23 protein-coding genes are annotated in these 21,843 nt (G+C 67.8%); 16 read left to right on the top strand and 7 right to left on the bottom strand.

Going from position 1 to position 21,843, the window contains the following annotated elements; all coding sequences use genetic code 11:
• Positions 1 to 117 precede the first annotated feature (117 nt).
• From GRX31_RS24320 to glyA, 4 genes are read left to right on the top strand one after another with little or no spacing between them, the layout of a single operon-like run.
• Positions 118 to 1,374 carry a benzoate/H(+) symporter BenE family transporter gene (locus tag GRX31_RS24320; protein ID WP_016446019.1) on the top strand — a complete coding sequence of 419 codons (1,257 nt, stop codon included), beginning with the start codon at positions 118 to 120 and terminating at the stop codon, positions 1,372 to 1,374.
• Positions 1,375 to 1,378: 4 nt separating this feature from the next.
• Positions 1,379 to 2,230 (top strand): YggS family pyridoxal phosphate-dependent enzyme, encoded by an 852-nt coding sequence (locus GRX31_RS24315; protein WP_160855280.1) that lies wholly within the window; start codon positions 1,379 to 1,381, stop codon positions 2,228 to 2,230.
• Between the two features lie 57 nt (positions 2,231 to 2,287).
• The gene (locus tag GRX31_RS24310; protein WP_080945312.1) at positions 2,288 to 3,526 is read left to right on the top strand and encodes an aspartate aminotransferase family protein; all 1,239 of its coding nucleotides are present in this window, start codon (positions 2,288 to 2,290) and stop codon (positions 3,524 to 3,526) included.
• Positions 3,527 to 3,572: 46 nt separating this feature from the next.
• Positions 3,573 to 4,838, top strand: coding sequence for a serine hydroxymethyltransferase (gene glyA, locus GRX31_RS24305; protein ID WP_160855278.1), 1,266 nt, complete (start codon positions 3,573 to 3,575; stop codon positions 4,836 to 4,838).
• 87 nt (positions 4,839 to 4,925) lie between these two features.
• On the opposite strand, the gene GRX31_RS24300 is transcribed toward glyA, so the two are convergent.
• The 5 genes from GRX31_RS24300 to GRX31_RS24280 form a co-directional block, all read right to left on the bottom strand.
• On the bottom strand, positions 4,926 to 5,381 hold the full coding sequence (locus tag GRX31_RS24300; protein WP_071955834.1) for a DUF2846 domain-containing protein: 456 nt from the start codon (positions 5,379 to 5,381) through the stop codon (positions 4,926 to 4,928).
• 168 nt (positions 5,382 to 5,549) lie between these two features.
• Complete coding sequence (locus GRX31_RS24295) at positions 5,550 to 6,590, bottom strand: patatin-like phospholipase family protein (protein ID WP_160855261.1); 1,041 nt, start codon at positions 6,588 to 6,590, stop codon at positions 5,550 to 5,552.
• 115 nt (positions 6,591 to 6,705) lie between these two features.
• The gene (locus GRX31_RS24290; protein ID WP_160855259.1) at positions 6,706 to 7,008 is read right to left on the bottom strand and encodes a HigA family addiction module antitoxin; all 303 of its coding nucleotides are present in this window, start codon (positions 7,006 to 7,008) and stop codon (positions 6,706 to 6,708) included.
• 27 nt (positions 7,009 to 7,035) lie between these two features.
• Positions 7,036 to 7,938 carry a LysR family transcriptional regulator gene (locus GRX31_RS24285; protein WP_160855257.1) on the bottom strand — a complete coding sequence of 301 codons (903 nt, stop codon included), beginning with the start codon at positions 7,936 to 7,938 and terminating at the stop codon, positions 7,036 to 7,038.
• A 14-nt stretch (positions 7,939 to 7,952) separates the two neighbouring features.
• Positions 7,953 to 8,489, bottom strand: a complete 537-nt coding sequence (locus tag GRX31_RS24280) for a MarR family winged helix-turn-helix transcriptional regulator (RefSeq protein ID WP_012205532.1) — start codon at positions 8,487 to 8,489, stop codon at positions 7,953 to 7,955.
• A 204-nt stretch (positions 8,490 to 8,693) separates the two neighbouring features.
• Here GRX31_RS24280 and GRX31_RS24275 point away from each other — a divergent pair, with 204 nt between their 5' ends.
• The 5 genes from GRX31_RS24275 to GRX31_RS24255 all read left to right on the top strand — a co-directional run bounded on the left by GRX31_RS24275 (position 8,694) and on the right by GRX31_RS24255 (position 13,517).
• Entirely contained in the window at positions 8,694 to 9,902 is a 1,209-nt protein-coding gene (locus GRX31_RS24275; protein ID WP_047218634.1) for a 3-hydroxybenzoate 6-monooxygenase, read from the top strand.
• 16 nt (positions 9,903 to 9,918) lie between these two features.
• Positions 9,919 to 10,956 (top strand): cupin domain-containing protein, encoded by a 1,038-nt coding sequence (locus GRX31_RS24270; RefSeq protein WP_160855255.1) that lies wholly within the window; start codon positions 9,919 to 9,921, stop codon positions 10,954 to 10,956.
• 38 nt (positions 10,957 to 10,994) lie between these two features.
• Positions 10,995 to 11,702, top strand: coding sequence for a fumarylacetoacetate hydrolase family protein (locus GRX31_RS24265; protein WP_034393430.1), 708 nt, complete (start codon positions 10,995 to 10,997; stop codon positions 11,700 to 11,702).
• A 19-nt stretch (positions 11,703 to 11,721) separates the two neighbouring features.
• The gene (gene maiA, locus GRX31_RS24260; RefSeq protein ID WP_063326193.1) at positions 11,722 to 12,363 is read left to right on the top strand and encodes a maleylacetoacetate isomerase; all 642 of its coding nucleotides are present in this window, start codon (positions 11,722 to 11,724) and stop codon (positions 12,361 to 12,363) included.
• Between the two features lie 116 nt (positions 12,364 to 12,479).
• Complete coding sequence (locus tag GRX31_RS24255) at positions 12,480 to 13,517, top strand: tripartite tricarboxylate transporter substrate-binding protein (RefSeq protein ID WP_160855253.1); 1,038 nt, start codon at positions 12,480 to 12,482, stop codon at positions 13,515 to 13,517.
• 14 nt (positions 13,518 to 13,531) lie between these two features.
• Here the strand turns inward: GRX31_RS24255 and GRX31_RS24250 are convergent, their stop codons facing one another.
• Both GRX31_RS24250 and GRX31_RS24245 read right to left on the bottom strand, forming a co-directional pair.
• Positions 13,532 to 14,770 (bottom strand): flavin-dependent oxidoreductase, encoded by a 1,239-nt coding sequence (locus tag GRX31_RS24250; RefSeq protein WP_160855251.1) that lies wholly within the window; start codon positions 14,768 to 14,770, stop codon positions 13,532 to 13,534.
• Positions 14,771 to 14,820: 50 nt separating this feature from the next.
• A complete protein-coding gene (locus GRX31_RS24245) occupies positions 14,821 to 15,801 on the bottom strand; it encodes a tripartite tricarboxylate transporter substrate binding protein (protein ID WP_016446007.1) in 981 nt (326 codons plus the stop codon).
• A 122-nt stretch (positions 15,802 to 15,923) separates the two neighbouring features.
• Between GRX31_RS24245 and GRX31_RS24240 the strand changes: the two genes are divergently transcribed.
• From GRX31_RS24240 to mmsB, 7 genes are all read left to right on the top strand, one after another.
• The gene (locus GRX31_RS24240) at positions 15,924 to 16,463 is read left to right on the top strand and encodes a MarR family winged helix-turn-helix transcriptional regulator (protein WP_227468525.1); all 540 of its coding nucleotides are present in this window, start codon (positions 15,924 to 15,926) and stop codon (positions 16,461 to 16,463) included.
• Between the two features lie 202 nt (positions 16,464 to 16,665).
• Entirely contained in the window at positions 16,666 to 18,189 is a 1,524-nt protein-coding gene (locus tag GRX31_RS24235) for a CoA-acylating methylmalonate-semialdehyde dehydrogenase (RefSeq protein WP_012205523.1), read from the top strand.
• A 61-nt stretch (positions 18,190 to 18,250) separates the two neighbouring features.
• Entirely contained in the window at positions 18,251 to 18,652 is a 402-nt protein-coding gene (locus GRX31_RS24230; RefSeq protein WP_052151730.1) for a lysozyme inhibitor LprI family protein, read from the top strand.
• Positions 18,653 to 18,735: 83 nt separating this feature from the next.
• Entirely contained in the window at positions 18,736 to 19,902 is a 1,167-nt protein-coding gene (locus GRX31_RS24225) for an acyl-CoA dehydrogenase family protein (protein WP_016446004.1), read from the top strand.
• Positions 19,903 to 19,925: 23 nt separating this feature from the next.
• Positions 19,926 to 20,390, top strand: coding sequence for a TfoX/Sxy family protein (locus GRX31_RS24220; RefSeq protein ID WP_160855249.1), 465 nt, complete (start codon positions 19,926 to 19,928; stop codon positions 20,388 to 20,390).
• A 22-nt stretch (positions 20,391 to 20,412) separates the two neighbouring features.
• A complete protein-coding gene (locus GRX31_RS24215; protein WP_016446002.1) occupies positions 20,413 to 20,892 on the top strand; it encodes a DUF488 domain-containing protein in 480 nt (159 codons plus the stop codon).
• 37 nt (positions 20,893 to 20,929) lie between these two features.
• Complete coding sequence (gene mmsB, locus GRX31_RS24210; RefSeq protein WP_047219002.1) at positions 20,930 to 21,826, top strand: 3-hydroxyisobutyrate dehydrogenase; 897 nt, start codon at positions 20,930 to 20,932, stop codon at positions 21,824 to 21,826.
• Positions 21,827 to 21,843: the final 17 nt, after the last annotated feature.

Here is a 21,843-nt window from a genome sequence, read left to right as displayed (position 1 = left end):
GCAAAGTGGTCTGCAACAAGAAAGCGAAGTGTATGGATCATTCAGTCCACTTCGGCGCTCAAATACCCCTTTCCCCAGACAGCCAGGAATCCAACCCCCAAGGAAAACGAGAAGACCATGCCTTCATCAGACACACACTCACCCCTTCGCTTCAGCGACCTCATCCACCCCGTGGTGGCCGGGCTGATCTCGGTCATCGTCAACTACGGCGGCACCTTCATCCTGGTGTTCCAGGCCGCCAAGGTGGCCGGCCTGAGCCCGGAACTCACGGCTTCGTGGGTGTGGTCTATTTCGATTGGCGTGGGCGTCACCGGGCTGGTGCTCAGCTGGCTCTCGCGCGAGCCCATCATCACGGCCTGGTCCACGCCGGCCGCCGCCTTCCTGGTGACGGCCCTGGCCACCACGCCGTATGCCGAGGCCGTGGGCGCCTATGTGGTGTCGGCCGCGGCCTTCGTGGTGCTGGGACTGTCGGGCTGGTTCGAGCGCGTGATCCGGCTGATTCCGCCCGGCGTGGCCTCGGGCCTGCTGGCGGGCATCCTGCTGCAGTTCGGCATCAAGGCCTTTGGCGGCATGAGCGTGGACCCGGTGCTGGCCGGCCTGCTGATCGTGGCCTACGTTCTGCTCAAGCGGCTCACGGCGCGCTATGCGGTGGTCGGCATCCTGGCGCTGGGCCTGGCGTTCCTGCTGGCGCAGGACCGTGTGGACCTGTCCGGGCTGCAGCTGCAATTCGCGGCGCCCGTGTTCACGCGGCCCGAGTTCACGCTCAACGCCCTGCTCAGCGTGGCCCTGCCGCTGTTCCTGATCACGCTGACCGGCCAGTACATGCCCGGCATGCTGGTGCTGCGCAACGACGGCTTCAGGACCAGCGCCAACCCCATCGTCACGCTGACGGGCCTGGGCTCGCTGCTGATGGCGCCGTTCGGCTCGCACGCCTTCAACATCGCCGCCATCACGGCCGCCATCTGCACGGGCAAGGAGGCGCATGAAGAGCCGTCCAGGCGCTGGATCGCGGGCATCGCAGCGGGCGTGTTCTACATCCTGGTGGGTGTGTTCGGCGTCACGCTGGCGGCCGTGTTCATGGCGTTCCCGGCCACCTTCATCACCACGCTGGCGGGCCTGGCGCTGCTGGGCACCATCGGCGGTAGCCTGGCCAATGCGCTGGCCGACGCCAAAACCCGCGAGGCCTCGCTGATCACCTTCCTGGCCGCCGCCGCCAACATTTCCATGCTGGGCATAGGCGGCGCCTTCTGGGGCCTGGTCATCGGCCTGGTGGCCCATGCCGTGCTCAACGGCCAGTGGCCGCGCCGGACCGCACGCAGCGAGGCGGGCACCGGCAACGTGCCCGCCGCCGATGCCGCCATCAAAAGGAGCTGAAACCATGCTTGCGACACAAGACACCACCGGCGGCACCGCCCAAGCCGCCGACACCCTGACCCGCCACGACCAGCACGGCCGCTACCCCCAGGCCGAGACGGTGGACGATTTCCGGCACAACCTGGCTACCGTGCAGGCGCGCATGGCCGCTGCGTGCCGCCGCGCAGGGCGCGACCCGGCCAGCGTGCGCCTGCTGCCCGTGAGCAAGACCAAGCCCGAATCCAGCCTGCGCCTGGCCCACGCGGCGGGCTGCCGCATGCTGGGCGAGAACAAGGTGCAGGAAGCCTTCGGCAAATGGGAGGCCATGCAGGACCTGGCCGATCTGCAGTGGTCCGTCATCGGCCACCTGCAGACCAACAAGGCAAAGCTCGTGGCACGCTTTGCCAGCGAGTTCCAGGCGCTGGACAACCTGCGCGTGGCCGAGGCGCTGGACCGCCGCCTGCAGGCCGAAGGCCGGGCGCTGGACGTGTTCGTGCAGGTCAACACCTCGGGCGAGGCCAGCAAGTACGGCCTGCCGCCCGACGAGGTGCAGGGATTCCTCCAGGCCCTGCCCGCCTTCAGTGCGCTGCGCGTGCGCGGCCTGATGACGCTGGCCCTGTTCTCCAGCGAGGCCGAGCGCGTGCGCCAGTGCTTCGTGCTGCTGCGCAGCCTGCGCGACCAGCTGCGCCAGGGCGCGCCGGCGGGCATCTCGCTGGAGGAGCTGTCCATGGGCATGTCCGGCGACTTCGAGATCGCCATCGAGGAAGGCGCCACCGTGGTGCGCGTGGGCCAGGCCATCTTCGGCGCCCGCGCCCAGCCGGACAGCTTCTACTGGCCCGCCGGCGGCCCTGATCCCGCCGCCCTGGCGCTGCCCTGAACGCGCCCCCTCGCCACCCTTTTCGATTCAACCCTGACCCCGCTTGAGGACCTTGACATGCAAAAAGCCATGCAACCCCTTGATTCCCGCCTGATGAAGGCCTATGCCCGCCAGCCCGTCTCCTTCGTCCGTGGCCGTGGGGCCCGGCTCTGGGACGAGCACGGCACCGAATACCTGGACGCCATTGCGGGCGTGGCCGTGACCGCCCTGGGCCACGCGCACCCGGAGATCGCCGCCGTGATCGCCGAGCAGGCCGGCCTGCTGCTGCACACCTCAAACGTGTTCCGCATCGACTGGCAGGAACGCCTGGGCCAGCGCCTGTGCGCCCTGGCCGGCATGGAGACGGCCTTTTTCTGCAACTCTGGCGCCGAGGCCAACGAGGCCGCGCTCAAGCTGGCGCGCCTGCACGGCCACCGCAGGCAGGTGGCGCGGCCGCAGATCCTGGTGATGGACAACGGCTTTCACGGCCGCACGCTGGCCACGCTGTCGGCCACGGGCAACCCGGCCAAGCAGCGCGGCTTCGAGCCGCTGATGCCGGGCTTCGTGCGCGTGCCCTATGACGACATCGCGGCCGTGCACCACGCCGCCGCCCAGCATGGCGACATCGTGGCCGTGCTGATCGAGCCCGTGCAGGGCGAAGGCGGCATCCGCCTGGCCAGCCCCGACTACCTGCGCCAGCTGCGCAGCCTGTGCGACCGGCACGGCTGGCTGCTGATGCTGGACGAGATCCAGACCGGCCTGGGACGCACCGGCGCCTGGTTCGGCCACCAGCACGCGGGCATCGCCCCCGATGTGATGACCCTGGCCAAGGCCCTGGGCAACGGCATTCCGATCGGCGCCTGCCTGGCGCGCGGGCCTGCGGCCGACCTGATCTCGCCCGGCCAGCATGGCTCCACCTTTGGCGGCAACCCGCTGGCCTGCCGCGTGGGTTGCACGGTGCTGGACATCATGGAGACCGAGGACATCCCCGGCCGCGCCAGGCAACTGGGCCGGCGCCTGCTCAACGGCCTGCAGCAGGCGCTGCACGGCCACCCCGACGTGCTGGCCGTGCGCGGCCAGGGCCTGATGGTGGGCATCGAGCTGAACCGCAACTGCCAGGACCTGGTGGGCCGCGCGCTGGCCCAGCAGCGCCTGCTGATCACGGTGACGCGCGAATCCACCATCCGCCTGCTGCCGCCGCTGATCTGCGACGAGCGCCAGATCGACGACATCGTCGCCCGCCTGGCCTGCCTGCTGGAGTCGGCCAGCGCCGCGCAGGCAGGCGCACCCGCCGCAGGCCAGCTGGCGGCTGCATGACCATCGCTCCCTACAGCCCTTGCCCCCATACAGGAACCATTCACCCATGTACGACGCATCCCTGACCCTGGCCGACTTCGACCTGCAGCTGGCCAAGGCCATCCAGAGCGAGAAACGCCGCCAGGAAGACCATGTGGAACTCATCGCCTCCGAAAACTACGCCAGCCCGCTGGTGATGGCGGTGCAGAACTCGGTCTTCACCAACAAGTACGCCGAGGGCTACCCCGGCAAGCGCTACTACAGCGGCTGCGAGAACGTGGACGTGGCCGAGCGCCTGGCCGTGGAACGCGCCATGGCGCTGTTCGACTGCGACTACGCCAACGTGCAGCCCCATGCCGGCGCCCAGGCCAATGCCGCCGTGTTCCTGGCGCTGGCCCAGCCCGGCGACACCGTCATGGGCATGAACCTGGCCCAGGGCGGCCACCTGACGCATGGCAACCCGTCCAACTTCTCGGGCCGCCACTACCGCATCGTCCCCTACGGCCTGGACCCCGCCACGGGCCTGATCGACTACGACGAGATGGAGCGCATCGCCCTGGAGCACCGGCCCCGCATGCTCATCGGCGGCTTCTCTGCCTACTCGCGCCACAAGGACTGGGCCCGCATGCGCGCCATTGCCGACAAGGTGGGCGCCGTGTTCTGGGTGGACATGGCCCATGTCGCAGGCCTGGTGGCTGCGGGCGAATACCCCAGCCCCCTGCCCCACGCGCATGTGGTCACCAGCACCACGCACAAGACGCTGCGCGGCCCGCGCGGCGGCCTGATCCTGTCCAAGGGACAGGACGAAACCTTCAACCGCCGCCTGAGCTCGGCCGTGTTCCCCGGCGCGCAGGGCGGGCCGCTGATGCATGTGATCGCCGCCAAGGCCGTCGCCTTCAAGGAGGCGCTGCAGCCCGGCTTCAAGGCCTACCAGCGCCAGGTGCTGGCCAACGCCCGCGCCATGGCCGCCGTGATCCAGCAGCGCGGCTACCGCATCGTCTCGGGCGGCACGGACAACCACCTGATGCTGATCGACCTGTCCGACCGCAGCTACACCGGCAAGGACGCCGACGCCGCGCTCAGCGAGGCGCACATCACCACCAACAAGAACACCGTGCCCAACGACCCGCGCTCGCCCTTCGTGACCTCGGGCCTGCGCATAGGCACGCCCGCCGTCACCACGCGCGGCTTCGGCCAGGCGCAGTGCGAACAGCTGGCCGGCTGGCTGTGCGATGTGCTCGATGCGTTGGAGGGCGACCGCTTTGCCAAGGTAGCGGCGCAGGTGCGCGATCAGGTGACGGAGCTGTGCCGTCGGTATCCGGTGTATGGGTAAAAGATGATCATGCGAGCGCACCGCCCGGCCATGTACCCGGGGGGTGCGCGACAGCCATAGCGAGAAAGCTGTACTTTGAAGTGGCAGTTATTTGCTGCAGGTGCCGCTTGTGGCCAGTTCCAGCTTGGTTACCGCAGCCTTGCCCTCGGTCTCGGGAATCAGCTCCAGATTGGCGCCTCCGACAAAAACACCGATCTTCATGTACTGCCGCACGAAATAGTGTTTGCCGGTTTCCGTCGCCAACGGCAGCGTATTGGGCGAGAACTCGGACTCGGTGGAGACGGTATGGTTCTGGTTGCCCGCCACTTCCGTGTAGAAAAAGACGTCGGGAGCGGTCTCGCCAACGCACTTTTCGTTGACCCAGACATCCTTCTTGAGAGCCCGGCCCACCACGCTGTCCCGGTAAATGTAGAGGCCTGAATTGCCAGCGGTCGGCGGGTTGAACTCCTTGGCTTTTTGCGAAGCTTCCTTGCTTTCCATCTTCACGGATGCACAGCCCACCAACAGAAAGCTGGCAAGCGCGACTACGGCGATCTTTGTCATTTCTTCTCCCTCCGATGCTCAAATTATTGAGATTGACTGACTGAACAAAGCCCATGGCAAACACGCCCGGATTTCAATCAGCGGAGGATTGTATACATTTATTTACAAACGAAGCGACAAAGCATTGCACCTTTGTGCAGCGCTCCATTCATCGCAATGCCCCGGCCCTCAGGGCTTGTTGCATGCCTCTTCCATACCCGCCATCTCCGCCAGCTTCTGCATGCGCGAGCGCTGGTCCAGGCAGGCCTGGTGCTGGGCTTCGGCCGCCTTTTGCTGCGCCAGCTTCGCGGCCTTGGCACGCTCGGCCTGCAGCTGAGCGATGCGCTCGCGGATCTGGGGCATGGCGGCCACGGCGGCCTTTTCGCCCTCAAGAATGGCGCTGGCGCGCTGGGTGAAGTCGGCCGGGCCGATGTCCAGCACCTTGGGGCGGATGGTGATGTCAGCGCGGGCCAGCTCGGCCTGGCCCAGCTTCTGGCCCATGATGGCAATGGACTGGCCCAGTGCGCCCAGCATGTTCTCGGGCGCCTTGCCACGGGCCTTGTTGGAGATGTCCACGGCAATCACCAGGTCGGCGCCCAGCTGGCGCGCGGCGTCCACGGGCACGGGGCTGGTGATGCCGCCATCGACGAAGTGGAACTTGCCTATGGCCACGGGCTGGAACACACCCGGAATGCTGCTGGAGGCACGCACCGCCTGCCCCGTATTGCCGCGCGCGAACACGGTGCGCTCGCCGTCTTCCAGCCGCGTGGACACGGCCACGAAGGGCTTGGCCAGTTGCTCGAGCGGCTTGCGGCCCACCTGTTCGTTCACATAGTCTTCCAGCTTCTGGCCCACCAGCAGGCCGCCCGAGGACAGCTGCAGGTCGCGGATCCTGGTCTCATCCAGCGCCACGGCCTTTTCCTGCAGCTCGAAGGCGTTCATGCCGCTCGCATACAGCGCCCCCACCACGCTGCCCGCGCTGGTGCCGGACACCACCGCAGGCGCAAGGCCATTGGCTTCCAGCATCTTGATGACGCCGATATGGGCAAAGCCCTTCACGGCCCCACCGCCCAGAGCCAGGCCGATCCTGATGGGTGCCACGGGTGTGCCCGGCGCGGTGGGCGTGGACTCGGGCGTGGCCGCCGAGGGGCTGGGCGGGTTGCTGCCGCAAGCGGCCAGCCCCGCCAGGCTCAGGTACACCAGTGGACGCAAAAGGGCTTGGAGGCGCATGCCGGAAGATCCTGCTGTCGGATGACGAGATTCGGGGCGGGCAGTATAGCGGCAGGGGCAAACCACCGCCGGAGACGCATCATGCTGCGGACGGCAGAGGGCGTCCTGAGGTCGCTCAGGGATGCGTGGGCTCAAACCGCTGGATTCGCGCCAGCACGTCCGCCATGGCATCGCGGGCTTCGGCAAGGTCGTAGTCGGACTGCAGGTTGAGCCAGCTTTGCGCGTCCGTGCCAAAGAAGACCGCAAGGCGCAGCGCCGTATCCGCCGTGATGCCGCGCATGCCCTTCACGATCTCGTTGATGCGCCGGGGCGGCACATCGATGGCCTTTGCCAACGCGTACTGGCTCAGGCCCATGGGTTCGAGCCACTCCTGCATCAGGATTTCTCCTGGGTGCGGTAGCCTGATTTCACGCGACATGTGCACTCCTTTCAGTTTCGGGCCACTTCAACTCCGGGGACTGAGCAGTTCCCGCATCCCCTGCACAGCCTCCCTCAGAAACCCCCAGACCGCTTCGATGCGCTGAACCTGCCGGGCATCCGAGGGCATGCTCATCCAGAAGGTGCGGGTGAAGCAGGCCTCGGCGGGCAGCACGCGGCTGAGCACGGGGTCGCGGTCGGCGATGAAGGCGGGCAGCACGGCCAGGCCGGCGCCGGCGCGCACGGCCTCGTACTGGGCGGTGATGCTGGTGCTGCGAAAGGCAAAGCGCTCGGGCTGGAACAGGGTGGACAGCAGCTGCAGCTCGCGCGTGAACAGCAGGTCGTCCACATAGTGGATGAAGCTGTGGTGGCGCAGGTCCTCGGTGCGCGCCACCAGCGGACGGCGCGCAAGGTATTCGCGCTGGCCGTAGAGGAACAGCCGGTAGTCCGTGAGCTTGGTGACCACGGCCGAGCCGCGCGTGGGGCGCTCCAGAGAGATGACGATGTCGGCCTCGCGCCGCGACAGGTGCAGCAGGCGCGGCAGGGCCAGCAGGTCGATGCTCAGCAGCGGATGGCGCTGCGTCAGCGCGGCCAGCTGCGGGGCCAGCAGCTGGGTGCCGAAGCCCTCCGTGGCGCCCACGCGCACCAGGCCGGACGGGCCCTGGCTGGCGGATTCGGCCGCCAGCGGCATGCGGTCCAGCCCGGCTGCGGCGCGCTGCATGGCGTCTGCCACACCCAGCAGTTGTCGGCCGGCCTCCGTGGGCCGCCATTGGCCCGCCTCGCGCTCGAAGAGCACGGCCCCCAGCTGCTTTTCCAGAGCCTGGATGCGGCGCGACACCGTGGTGTGCTCCACGCCCAGTTGCCGCGCGGCGGCGGCCATGCTGCCGCTGCGCGCCAGCTCGCCAAAGAATCTCAGGTGGTCCCAGTCCATGGGTCGAGGCCGCCTCAGTCGGCTGCGGCGCGGCGCGCGGCCAGCGTGCTGGGCGCACGCGCCAGCTCGTCGTTTTGCCGCACCAGGACGGCCATCATGTCCATGAACAGGCCCCGCTGCTCCTGCGGCAGCGGCTCCAGCATGCGCTGCTGGGCCCGCAGCACCGAGGGCTCGGCAGCGGCCAGCAGCGCGGCGCCTTCTGCGGTGACCGACAGCAGGCGCACGCGCCGGTCGGCCGGGCTGGTGTTGCGCACCATGAGGCCGCGCGCCTCCAGCCGGTCGATGACGCTGCCAATGGTGGAGGTGTCGAAACCGATCATCCGCGCCAGCGTGCGCTGGTCCACGCCGGGCTGGCGCAGCACGGCAGACAGCGCCGCGTACTGCACGGGGGTCACGCCGAATTCCTGGGTCTCTTCCATGAAGACGGCTACCGCGATCTGCTGCAGGCGGCGGATGTGGTAGCCGGGGTAGTTTTCTAGTTCTGCGGGTTGGTAGTCCATGGCCATTGCGCTCTTTTCCGGGTCCCTGCGGGCAAGCGCAGATGTTCGCATGAACCGCGCCCTCCGTTGGCGTTGGCTCGCGGACAGGTGATTCACCCGGACACGCTGTCCACCGCCGTTTTGCCTGCATCCAGGGAAACCCCAGGCTGGCCTGATGCAAATCAACACTACACTCATCGTCAGCATACTGTTTAATTAGTCGCGACGCAGCTGACCCGCAGGCTGGCGACACGCACCACGAAGCACAGGACATCCATGAGCACCAGCATTTCTTCCCGGGCGCTGCCCGTTCTTGTGGCAGGCGGCGGCATTGGCGGCGTGGCGGCCGCGCTGGCCCTGGCGCGCCAGGGATTCGCCGTCAAGGTGCTGGAGCAGGCGCCGCAGCTGGGCGAGATCGGCGCCGGCATACAGCTGGGGCCCAACGCATTCGCGGCCTTCGACGCGCTGGGCATTGGCGAGCTGGCCCGTGGCCGCGCCGTCTATACCGACGAGATGGTGATGCACGACGCGCTCGATGAGCGGCTGGTCGGCCGCATTCCCACGGGCGAGGCGTTTCGCGCCCGCTTCGGCAACCCGTATGCGGTGATCCACCGCGCCGACATCCACACCTCGCTGCTTGAAGGCGCGCGCACCCACGGCCAAATCGAGACGCTGACGGGCACGCGCATCGAAGCCGTGCAGCAGGAGGGTGACACCGTCACCGTGCGCGACCAGCACGGCCAGGTCCATGTGGGCCAGGCCCTGATCGGCGCCGATGGCGTGAAGTCCGTGGTGCGCCAGCAGTACGTGGGCGATGCGGCGCGTGTCTCCGGCCACGTGGTGTACCGCGCCGTGGTGGAGAAGAACGACTTCCCCGAGGACCTGCGCTGGAACGCGGCCAGCATCTGGGTCGGCCCCAACTACCACCTGGTGCACTACCCGCTGCGCGGCGGCGAGCAGTACAACGTGGTCGTCACCTTCCACAGCCGCGAGCAGGAGGAATGGGGCGTGCGCGAAGGCAGCCGCCAAGAGGTGCAAAGCTACTACCGGGATTGCTGCCCGCGCGCACGCCAGCTCATAGACCTGCCCAAAAGCTGGAAGCGCTGGGCCACGGCCGACCGCGAGCCCATTGGCCAGTGGAGCTTCGGCCGCGCCACGCTGCTGGGCGATGCGGCCCACCCTACCCTGCAGTACATCGCCCAGGGCGCCTGCATGGCGCTGGAAGACGCCGTGACGCTGGGCCAGGCGCTCAAGCGCTGCGGCAACGACTGGCCGCAGGCGCTGCGGCTGTACGAGCGCTCGCGCATCGCCCGCACGGCGCGCGTGGTGCTGTCCGCGCGCGAGATGGGCCGCATCTTCCACGCCAGCGGCGTGGAGCGCCTGGTGCGCAACGACCTCTGGAAGGGCCGCACGCCCCAGCGTTTCTACGACGCCATGGAATGGCTGTACGGCTGGAAGGCCGAAACCTGCCTCGCCGAAGACTGAACACAAGGAGACCGCCATGCAAGAACTTGGCCGCCTGGAAGACCTGCCCCAGGACTACCGCGACGAACTCGCGCGCAACAACCTGGTGCCGCTGTGGCCCAGCCTGCGCAACGTGATGCCGCCGCACACGCCGCGCCCGCGCACCCAGCCGATTGCCTGGCCCTACCAGGCCATCCGTCCGCTGCTGATGCAGGCCGGCGAGCTGACGCCCATCGAAAAGGCCGAGCGCCGCGTGCTGGTGCTGGCCAACCCCGGCCATGGGCTGGAGAAGATGCAGGCCAGCTCCTCCATCTACCTGGGCATGCAGCTGCTGCTGCCCGGCGAGTGGGCGCCCTCGCACCGCCACACGCCCAATGCCGTGCGCATGGTGGTGGAAGGCCAGGGCGCCTGGAGCCTGGTCGACGGCGAGAAATGCCCTATGGAGCGCGGCGACCTGATCCTCACGCCCACGGGCCTGTGGCACGAGCATGGCCATGACGGCGACGAGCCCGTGGTCTGGCTCGATGTGCTGGACCTGCCCCTGGCCTACTACCTGGAAGTCACCTACCACGTGGACGGCCCGCGCCAGCCCGCCCTGCCCGGCCGTGGCGACCGGGCATATGCGCGCGGCGGCCTGGCACCCACGCAGGTGTTCGCCCGCAGCGCCAAGGCCTACCCCATGCTGCGCTACCCGTGGAAGGATGCCCGCGCCGCGCTGCTGGAGCTGGCCGCCGACCGCCCCGACCTGGACTGCGTGCAGCTGGCCTACACCAACCCCGAGACCGGGGCCGACTGCGAAAACATCCTGGGCTTCTACGCGCTGATGCTGCGCCCGGGCCAGACGCTGCAGCTGCCCGCGCGCTCGCCGGCCTGCGTGTTCCATGTCATCGAGGGCGGCGCCAGCGTGGCCGCCGTGGACCGCCATTTCGACCTGGCCCCGGCCGACACCTGCTGCGTGCCCGGCTGGGCGCCCGCCACGCTGACCAATGCCAGCGCCAGCGAGCCCGCCTTCCTCTTCCTGGCCGACGAGGCGCCTTTGCACCGAAAGCTGGGCCTCTACGAGGTCCGGCCTTGAATCCTCCGATGTCTCTTTACGCCCCCATCGCCAATACCATGACCGCCCCCCAATACCTCTGGACCCCGCCCCCCGTCCAATCCCTGCCCGTGCGCGGCAGCACGCAGCGCCTGCCCGTGAACCGCCTGTTCTTCGTGGGCCGCAACTACCACGCCCATGCCGTCGAGATGGGCCGCCCCGTGGACAAAAGCGTGGAGCGGCCCTTCTACTTCACCAAGGCGCCGTCCACGCTGACCGAATCGGGTGCCACCGTGGCCTACCCGCCCGAGACGAACAACTACCACTTCGAGATGGAGCTGGTGGTGGCCATCGGCAAGGCGGGCTTTCGCATTGCGGCGGACCAGGCGCATGAACACATCTACGGCTACGCCTGCGGGCTGGACATGACGCGCCGCGACCTGCAGCTGGTGGCGCGCGACAAGGGCCGGCCCTGGGACCTGGGCAAGGATGTGGAGCAGTCCTCGGTAGCCAGCGAGATCGTGCCCATGCCGGGCCAGGTGATCGAATCCGGCGCCATTGCACTGGCCGTCAATGGCGAGACCAGGCAGCAGTCCGACGTGGACAAGCTGATCTGGAACATCCGCGAAATCATTGCCGACCTCTCGCTGTTCTATCACCTGCAACCCGGCGACCTCATCTACACGGGCACGCCCGAAGGCGTGGGCGCCGTGCTGCCGGGCGACCGCATCACCGGCCATGTGCAGGGCGTGGGCGAGATCGCGCTCACCGTGGGCCAGCCTGAATAAGACCGGGGAGACCACCACCATGAAGCTCTACAGCTTTTTCCGCAGCGGCACCTCGCACCGCCTGCGCATCGCGCTCCACCTCAAGGGCCTGCGCCCTGACTACTTCCCCGTGGACCTGCGCGTGGACGAGCAGGCCCAGGCGCCGTTCAAGCAGGTCAACCCGCAGGGCCTGGTGCCGGCGCTGACGCTGGACGATGGCCGCACGCTGATCCAGTCGCCGGCCATCATCGAATGGCTGGAAGAGCGCCACCCCGAGCCGCCGCTGCTGCCCGCCGACCCCGAGGACCGCGCCCAGGTGCGCGCGCTGGCCGCCATCGTGGGCTGCGACGTGCATCCCATCAACAACCGCCGCATCCTGCAGACCCTGCGCCGCCAGTTCGGTGCGGACGAAGCCGCCATCAATGCCTGGTGCGCCACCTGGATTGCCGACGGCTTCGACGCCATCGAGGCCCTGCTGGCGCAAGACACGCGGCGCGGCGACTTCTGCTTCGGCCACGCACCCACGCTGGCCGATGTCTACCTGGTTCCCCAGATCGAAAGCGCACGCCGCTTTGGCGTGGACCTGGACCGCTGGCCGCTGATCAGCGCAGTGGACAGGGCCTGCGCGGCCCTGCCCGCCTTTGCGCAGGCCGCGCCCCTGGCCCAGCCTGACGCCGGCTGAACCTCGCCTGAACCCCGCCGCACCTTTGCCGGCAGCCCTAACCCGCCCCGAGTCCTCGCCAGAAGGACCGGGGCATTGCAAGCAGTGAAAAAAGCAGATCYAACAGGAGACAGACTGTGAAAGCATCCCCATCCAGCCGCCTCGGCACCGCCCCCTCCCGCCGCAAGGCCCTCGCAGGCGCCGCCCTGCTGCTGGCCTCCATCGCCCCGCTGCATTGCGCCTGGGCGCAGGCAGGCTCCAGCAGCGCCGCCAGCTTTCCCACGCGCCCCGTCACCGTGATCACGGCCTTTGCCGTGGGCAGCGGCCCGGACGCCGTGCTGCGCATCGTGGGAGAAAAGCTTTCCGCCCGCTGGAAGCAGGGCGTGACCGTGGACAACCGCCCAGGCGGCGGCGGCTTTGTCGCCATCGAAGCCGCACGCCGCGCCAAGCCCGACGGCTACACGCTGCTGCAGCTCGACAGCGAACATGTCTCCGCCCTGCCCTACCTCTACAAGCAGCGCAACTTCCATCCGCTGCAGCACTTCGACCCGGTGGCGCCGCTGTTCCTCACGCCCTTTTTCGTGGCCGTGCCCACGAACTCGCCCTGGAAGAGCATGGGCGACCTGATCAAGGCGGCCAAGTCCGAGCCCGGCAAGGTCAGCTACGGCTCCTGGGGCGTGGGCAGCCCCGGCCACCTGGGCGGCGAATGGCTGGACTTCCTGACCGGCAGCAAGATGACCCATGTGCCCTACCGCGAGGTCAGCCAGCTCTACACCTCGGTGGCCAATGGCGATCCGGCCTGGAGCTTTGCCAGCCTCCCCTCCAGCCAGGGCATCTACAAATCCGGCAAGATCCGCTACCTGGCCGTGGCCGCGCCCCAGCGCATCGCCCAGATGCCCGACGTACCCACCGTGGCCGAATCGGGCGGCCCCGCCGAACTGATCGTGAACTCCTTCGTCTCCCTGCTGGCGCCCAAGGGCGTGGACGCCACCCTGCGCGACAAGATCCACGCCGACGTGGTCGCTGTGCTGCAGGACCCGCAGGTGCGCGAGAAATTCGCCACCTTCGCCTTCCAGCCCATCACCTGGGACGTGCCGGAGATGGAGAAATTCGCCAGGACGAAGGCGGACCAGTACAAGCTGCTGATCCAGAAGGCGAATATCAGCCTGGATTGAGACCGCCGCCTGCCTCAGCCCTGCGACTGCGGATTCGCAAACCCCGCCACCTGCTCGTAATGGCGGGCAATGGCGCGCAGCTCGTCCTGGCTGATCAGCTCGTCGATATGGCCGAAGGGCTGGCCGCCGCTGAGTTCGTCCGCCTTCATGATGATGAAGTCGGGCGGCGTGGAGCGGTTGGTCAGCACCACCTGGCTGGTGGCGGGCAGGCGGCTGGCCTCATAGGCGGCCAGCAGCGCCAGCGGGTCGCCTTGCGGGTCGGCGGCCAGCAGGTCGGCCAGCACGCGCGCATCGCGCATGGCCTGGGCCGAGCCGTTGGAGCCACGCGGATACATGGGGTGGGCCGCATCGCCCAGCAGGGTCACGCGGCCGAAGCTCCACTGGTCCACGGGGTCCTTGTCCACCATGGGGTACTCGAAGATGGTCTCGGCCGAGCGGATCAGGGCCGGCACATCCAGCCAGTCGAAGGTCCAGCCGCCGAAAATCTCCAGCACATCCTCCATGCGGCCTGCGCGGTTCCAGTCGTTCATGCGCATCTGCGGGTCGCGGATCTCGGCCACCCAGTTGATGCGCTGCATGCCCTGGCCGTCGACGTTGTCCTCGATGGGATAGATCACCATCTTGCCGGTATCGACCGAGCCGATGCGCAGATAGCTCTTGCCCGTGAGGATGGGCTTGAAGCGCGAGACGCCGCGCCAGGTGTTGATGCCGCCGAAGGCCAGCTCCTCCTGCGGATAGAACTGGCGCCGCACGGCGGAGTTGACGCCATCGCAGGCCACGACGATGTCGGCCGTGGCCGACGGCGGCACATGGCCCTGGGCATCCGGCGCGAAATGCACGGTGGCGCCATGGGCCGACTGGTCCACACGCACGCAGCGGTGGCCCGTGTGCACTGCGCCCGTGCCCAGGCGCTGCACGGCGGCCTCGAAGAGAACGCGGTGCAGGCGGCCACGGTGGATGCCCAGCTCGGGCAGCTCATAGCCGGCATGGCGGCCGCGCGGCTCGCGGTAGACGAACTGGCCGTAGCGGTTGAAGAACACGCTCTCCAGGTTCTCGATCGCCAGCGCCTCCAGCTGCGGCTGCAGGCCCAGGTCGCTGAGTTCGCGCATGGCATGCGGCAGCAGGGTAATGCCCGCGCCGATCTCGCGGACCTCGGGCACGGCCTCGAAGACTTCGCAGGCAATGCCTCTTTGATGCAGGGCCAATGCCAGGCACAGGCCTCCGATGCCGCCCCCCACGATCGCTACTTTCATCCGCTGACTCTCCATGCTTTCTCCAGGGGCGCTGTTGGCGCCCGCCCCGCCTACTCGGCGGTAATCCCCCGCGCCTTGACCAGATCGGCCCAGCGCCGGGCGTCCTTTTGCACCAGGGCCTTGAACTCGGCCGGCGTGCTGCCGGCCGGATCCATGCCCTGGGGCGCAAAGGCATGCCGGACTTCCTCCGACGCCAAAATCGCGCGGATCTCGCGATTGAGGGCATCGACCTGGTCCGCCGGCATGCCGGCCGGCGCAAACACGCCGTACCACATATCCACGTTCACATCGCCCGCCTTGGCCTCCTTGAGCGTGGGCACATCGGGCAGCAGCGGGTGGCGCCGCTGGCTGCCAATGCCCAGCGCGCGCAGCTTGCCGGCCTTCACATGCGTCAATGCCACATGAATGGGCAGGAACATGCATTCCACCTGGCCGCCCAGCAGGTCCGTCAGCGCCGGGCCTGTTCCGCGATAAGGGATGTGCGTGATCGATACGCCCGCCGTGCTCTTGAAAAGCTCCATCGCCATATGGTGCGGAGTGCCCACTCCCGGCGATGCGTAATTGATGCGGCCCGGCGAGGCCTTGGCGGCCTTCACCAGATCGGCCGCCGTCTGATAGGCGGAGGCCGTGGGCGTCACCAAAATCAGCTGCCCCCAGCTGGTCAGCGTTACAGGCTCGAGGTCCGTCAGCGGATTGAATGGCAATTTGGGATACAGCGATGCGTTCATCACCAGGGTATTCACTGTCACCAAAAGCGTCTGGCCATTGGCAGGCGAGCGCACAACGGCCTCGGTTCCGATATTTCCAGAGGCGCCCGGCTTGTTCTCCACCACCACGGGCCGGCCCTGGCGCTTGGCCAGCAAAGGCCCGATCGTTCGCGCAATCGTGTCGATTCCAGTCCCCGGAGTGAAAGGCACAATCAATTTCAGAGGCACACTCTCGGTGCTGGCGATGGCGCCTGCTACGGGTAAACCCAATACTCCCAATCCGCTTGTCTTCAAAAATTGCCGTCTGCCAACAAAATTTCGCATGTAGACCTCTTTTGTAGTTAGCATGCAAACGCATGGTAATCATGCACCAGAATGGGCACAATTGGTGGAAATCGAATGAATACTGGACATCTCTGCAAGAATACTAGACGCATATGGACACGATGACGCCTGCACCACTGCCGCTATATCAGCGCCCTGGCTTTTTGCTGCGGCGCGCCCACCAGATTTCGGTCGGCATTTTTGAAGAGCAATGCCGCCCCCTGGGACTGACGCCGCCCCAGTACGGCGCCCTGGTGCTAATCGACGCCTCCCCCGGCTCCGACCAAAGCTCCCTGGCGCGCGCCATGGGCTTCGACAAGGTGACCACGCTGCGCCTGGTGCGCGGGCTGGAAGAGCGCGAGTACGTGCACCGCGCGCTGAGCACGCGTGACCGCCGCCAGCACCAGCTCACGCTCACCGAAAAGGGCCGGGCCCTGCTGGCCGCCAGCGTGCCGCTGGTGGACCAGGCCTACCACCGCCTGGTCTCTCCGCTGGAAGACGAGGAACTGCAGGAGCTTTTGCGCCTGCTGACCAAGCTGGAGTCCGGCCTGGGTGCCAGCGCCCGCGTGAAGCTGGAGCCGCTGCTCAAGCCCGCCGCCCGCGCCGTACACCACTCCAGTCCCGCTGCAGACGACCGCCTGCCGGCCACCGGTACGGACTGAGCCTTCAAGCCCTGAACCCGCATGGCCTGCGAACACCGCAGGCCATGTTTTTTGGCGTGGCCGACTTGGCATGCCGATGTGCAAAAACGCACATGCATACTGCAAACATCTCCATTGCTTGCGAAAAACCGCACAGCTACCATGCAATGAACGCCCGGCGCACGGCATGCCGGGCCGACACCACCGCAACAGGAGACAAGCCATGAATGCATCCACGTCCGCCAAGGTTTTGGCGCCCACGGTCAAGCTGCTGATCAACGGCAAGCTGGTCGAATCCCAAAGCACCCAATGGCGCGATGTGGTCAACCCGGCCACGCAGGAAGTGCTGGCCCGCGTGCCCTTTGCCACGCCCGACGAGGTCAACGCCGCCGTCGCCAACGCCAAGGAAGCCTTCAAGACCTGGCGCAAGACCCCCATTGGCCAGCGCGCCCGCATCTTCCTGAAGCTGCAGCAGCTGATCCGCGAGAACATGAAGGAGCTGGCCGCCCTGCTGACCGCCGAACAGGGCAAGACCCTGCCTGACGCGGAAGGCGATGTCTTCCGCGGCCTGGAAGTGGTGGAGCATGCGGCCAACATCGGCTCGCTGCAGCTGGGCGAGCTGGCCAACAACGTGGCCAACGGCGTGGACACCTATTCCGTGCTGCAGCCCCTGGGCGTGTGCGCGGGCATCACCCCCTTCAACTTCCCGGCCATGATTCCGCTGTGGATGTTCCCCATGGCCATTGCCACGGGCAACACCTTCGTGCTCAAGCCCTCCGAGCAGGACCCCATGGTCACCATGCGCCTGTGCGAGCTGGCGCTGGAAGCCGGCATTCCGCCCGGCGTGCTCAACGTGGTGCACGGCGGCGAGGACGTGGTCAACGCCATCTGCGACCACCCCGACATCAAGGCCATCAGCTTCGTGGGCTCCACCAAGGTCGGCACCCATGTCTACAACCGCGCCAGCCTGGCCGGCAAGCGCGTGCAATGCATGATGGGCGCCAAGAACCACGCCATCGTCATGCCTGACGCCAACAAGGAGCAAACGCTCAACGCCCTGCTGGGCGCAGCCTTCGGCGCGGCAGGCCAGCGCTGCATGGCGCTGTCGGTGGCCGTGCTGGTGGGCGATGCGCAGAAGTGGATTCCCGAGCTGGTGGAAAAGTCCAAGACCCTCAAGGTCAGCGGCGGCACCGAGCCCGGTACCGACGTGGGCCCGCTGGTGTCCTGCGCGGCGCTGTCGCGTGTGGAAAGCCTGATCGAACGCGGCCTGGCCGACGGCGCCAAGCTGGAGCTGGACGGCCGCAAGCCCCAGGTGGCCGGCTACGACAAGGGCAACTTCGTCGGACCCACCGTGTTCAGCGGCGTCAAGCCCGGCATGAGCGTGTATGACCAGGAAATCTTCGGCCCCGTGCTCTGCCTGGCGGCTGCCGACAGCCTGGACGAGGCCATCGAGTTCATCAACGCCAACCCCAACGGCAACGGCACGGCCATCTTCACGCAGTCGGGCGCCGCGGCGCGCAAGTTCCAGGAAGACATCGACGTGGGCCAGGTCGGCATCAACGTGCCGATTCCCGTGCCGGTTCCCCTGTTCTCCTTCACGGGCAGCCGCGCCTCCAAGCTGGGCGACCTGGGTCCCTACGGCAAGCAGGTCGTGCTGTTCTACACGCAGACCAAGACCGTCACGGCGCGCTGGTTCGACGACAGCACCACCAGCCAGGGCGTGAACACCACCATCAGCCTGCGCTGATGCACGGATGGGCGGGCCTGGATTGATCCGAGGCAGGCCCCGGCTCTGGGATGATGGCGGCATGCGTTTTCCAATGACCGCCTCCCTCTCCCGGGGCCTGGGTGCCGCCTTGCTGACCGCCCTGGCCGCCCTGCCCCTGACCCTTCACGCGCAGGCCGGTGCAGCCTGCGACCCGGCCTCCACCGCCGCCGCCAGCCGCAATGCCTGCGCGGTCCAGGCCTTCCAGGAGGCCGACACCGCGCTCAACATCCGCTACCTGGACGTCATGCAGCAACTGCCCCAGGGCAAGCGCACGGGCCTGCGCCACGACCAGAACGGCTGGATCAAGGGCCGCACGGCGCGCTGCAAGGCCGCCACGCGCGACAGCGAAACCCAGCCTGAAGGCCCGCGCCTGTACCACGAATGCCTCACGGCCGCGACACAGGAGCGCATGCAGGCGCTGGAGCGTTGGCTGCAGCACTGACCGCCGCACGCCCCCCACAGCCACCGACAGCCCCCCCCAGAACAACAAGGGCCCCAGAGCCCAACGCAGGAGACAAGCCAGCCATGGACTTCGAACTCAACGACGACCAGCGCGCCTTTGCCGAATCGGCCCGCGCCTTTGCCCAGGCCGAACTCGCGCCCCATGCCGCGCACTGGGACCGTGAATCCATCTTCCCGCGCGAGGCCATCGCCAAGGCGGGCGAACTGGGTTTCTGCGGCCTGTACGCGCCCGAGAACGCCGGCGGCCTGCAGCTGCCGCGCCTGGATGCCACCATGGTCTTCGAGGAACTGGCCGCCGTCGATCCCTCCACCACCGCCTTCATCACCATCCACAACATGGCCACCTGGATGCTGGGCACCTGGGCCACCGACGCCGTGCGCGCCGAATGGGGCGAGGCCCTGACCAGCGGCCGCAAGCTGGCCAGCTACTGCCTGACCGAGCCCGGCGCGGGCTCGGACGCCGGCTCGCTCAAGACCCGGGCCGAACTGGCGGGCCATGAATACATCATCAACGGCGCCAAGGCCTTCATCAGCGGCGCGGGCAGCACCGACATGCTGGTGCTGATGGCCAGAACGGGCGACGCAGGCTCGGGCGCCAGCGGCATCTCCGCCTTTGCCGTGCCCGCCGACCTGCCCGGCATCAGCTACGGCAAGAAAGAAGAGAAGATGGGCTGGAACAGCCAGCCCACGCGCGTCATCAGCTTCGACAACGTGCGCATTCCCGCCCAGAACCTGCTGGGCCGCGAAGGCGAAGGCTTCAAGATCGCCATGAAGGGCCTGGACGGCGGGCGCATCAACATCGCCACCTGCTCCGTGGGCGCCGCCCAGGGCGCGCTCACCCAGGCCCAGCAGTACATGCACGAGCGCAAGCAGTTCGGCAAGCCCATTGCCAGCTTCCAGGCCCTGCAGTTCAAGCTGGCCGACATGGCCACCGAACTCGTGGCCGCGCGCCAGATGGTGCGCCTGGCCGCCTCCAAGCTCGATGCCGGCGCGCGCGACGCCTCCACCTACTGCGCCATGGCCAAGCGCTTTGCCACCGATGCCGGCTTCATGGTCTGCAACGAGGCCCTGCAACTGCACGGCGGCTACGGCTACATCCGCGAATACCCGCTGGAGCGCCTCATGCGCGATGCCCGCGTGCACCAGATCCTCGAAGGCACGAACGAAATCATGCGCGTCATCATCGCGCGGCGCATGCTGGAAGGCGATGCGCCGGACATGATCCGCTGATCCATCCACATCCAGCCCGCGCCATGCCCGCCCGCCCGCTCTCCGACACCACGCTGCACCTCATAGACGCCGTGCGCGAAGCCCTGGCCGGCTGCGACGACGTGCAGGAAAAGCGCATGTTCGGCTGCCATGTCTTCATGGTCAACGGCAAGCTGTGCCTGGGCGTGGAAGACGACGAACTGCTGGTGCGCCTGCCGCCCTCGCAGCACGCGGCCGTGGCCGAGACGCCGGGCCTGCGCCCGCTATCGTCCAAGGGCCAGATGGACGGCTACTTCTTCATCGGCCCCGCCGCCTACGCCACGCGCCAGCAGTGGCAGCACTGGATTGCCCAGGCCCTGGCCTTCAACCCCCAAGCCAAGGCCACGCCCCCGAAAAAGCGCAAACCCCAGGCCAGCGAACCCGCGCCCGCCGACGCAAAGACCCCGCCAGCGGCGCCCGCCCCGGCCGGGCGCCGCACACGCAAGCACCCCATCTTCGGCGACGAATAAGCCCCCTTTGCAGGAGAGCCCCATGCCCATCCGCATCGTCCAGCTAGGCAGCCCCCGCCACGCCGATGAAGGCCTGCGCATAGGCACTGTGCGCCGCCCGCCGCGCGGCGTGCCCAAGGCCGAATTCGCCAGCCGCGACTACTACGACGTCTGGTACCCCGAACTCTCGCCCCAGCCCGACACCATGCACACCGCGCTCGAATCGCACCGCCTGCAGGACCACGGCCAGCAGGCCGAGGCCGACAAGCTCTGGCAGCAATTCGTGCGCAAATTCCGCAAGGAAATGGCCGAGCCCGCCGCCAGCCGCACCCTGGACCTGCTGGCCGCCCTCTCGCAGCACAGCGCCTTCGCCATCGGCTGCTATTGCGAGCAGGAGGCGCGCTGCCACCGCGGCATCCTGCGCTCCCTGCTCAAGGAACGCGGCGCCGACATTGCGAACGGTGACAAGGACACCGGCGACATGGACCCCGGCGAAAACTACACCGACGACACGGTCCACTGAGACACACCACAAGCTTCACAACACAGGAGACAAGCACATGCAGATCGCATTCATCGGACTCGGCAACATGGGCGGCCCCATGGCCATCAACCTGCACAAGGCCGGCCACACGGTCAAGGCCTTCGACCTCTCCAAAGACGCCTGCGCCAAGGTCGCTGCAGAGGGCGTGAGCATTGCCGCCAGCGCCGAGGACGCCGTGCAGGGCGCAGAAGCCGTGGTCTCCATGCTGCCCGCCAGCCAGCATGTGGAAGGCCTCTTCCTCGGCCGTGACGGCGCGGCCGGCCTGCTGCAGCGCATTGCCAAGGGCGCGCTCATCATCGACAGCTCCACCATCGCCGCCGCCACCAGCCAAAAGGTCGCCAAGGCCGCACAGGCCGCAGGCATCGCCTTCATCGACGCACCCGTCTCCGGCGGCACGGGCGGCGCCATTGCTGGCACCCTCACCTTCATGGTCGGCGGCAGCGACGCCGACCTGGAGCGCGCCCGCCCCCTGCTCGAAAAAATGGGCGCCAACATCTTCCACGCCGGCGCCGTGGGCGCGGGCCAGACCGCCAAGATCTGCAACAACATGCTGCTGGGCATCCTCATGATCGGCACCAGCGAAGCCATCGCCCTGGGCGTGGCCAACGGCCTGGACCCCAAGGTCCTCAGCGAAATCATGCGCCGCAGCTCGGGCGGCAACTGGGCCCTGGAAAAATACAACCCCTTCCCCGGCGTCCACGAAAACGCCCCCGCCTCCAAGAACTACGCAGGCGGCTTCGGCACCGACCTCATGCTCAAGGACCTGGGCCTGGCCCAGGAAAACGCCATGGCCGTCAAGGCCTCCACGCCCCTGGGCGGCATGGCCCGCGCCATGTACGCTATGCACTCCATCGCAGGCAACGGCGCCCTGGACTTCTCCAGCGTCATCCGCTCCCTGCAAAAGAACGGCTGACGCCCCCGGCCCCGCCC

The sequence above is a fragment of the Delftia sp. CH05 genome (assembly GCF_009827015.1).
Lineage (GTDB): Bacteria > Pseudomonadota > Gammaproteobacteria > Burkholderiales > Burkholderiaceae_C > Comamonas > Comamonas tsuruhatensis.
This window is presented reverse-complemented; position numbering and strand designations above follow the sequence as displayed.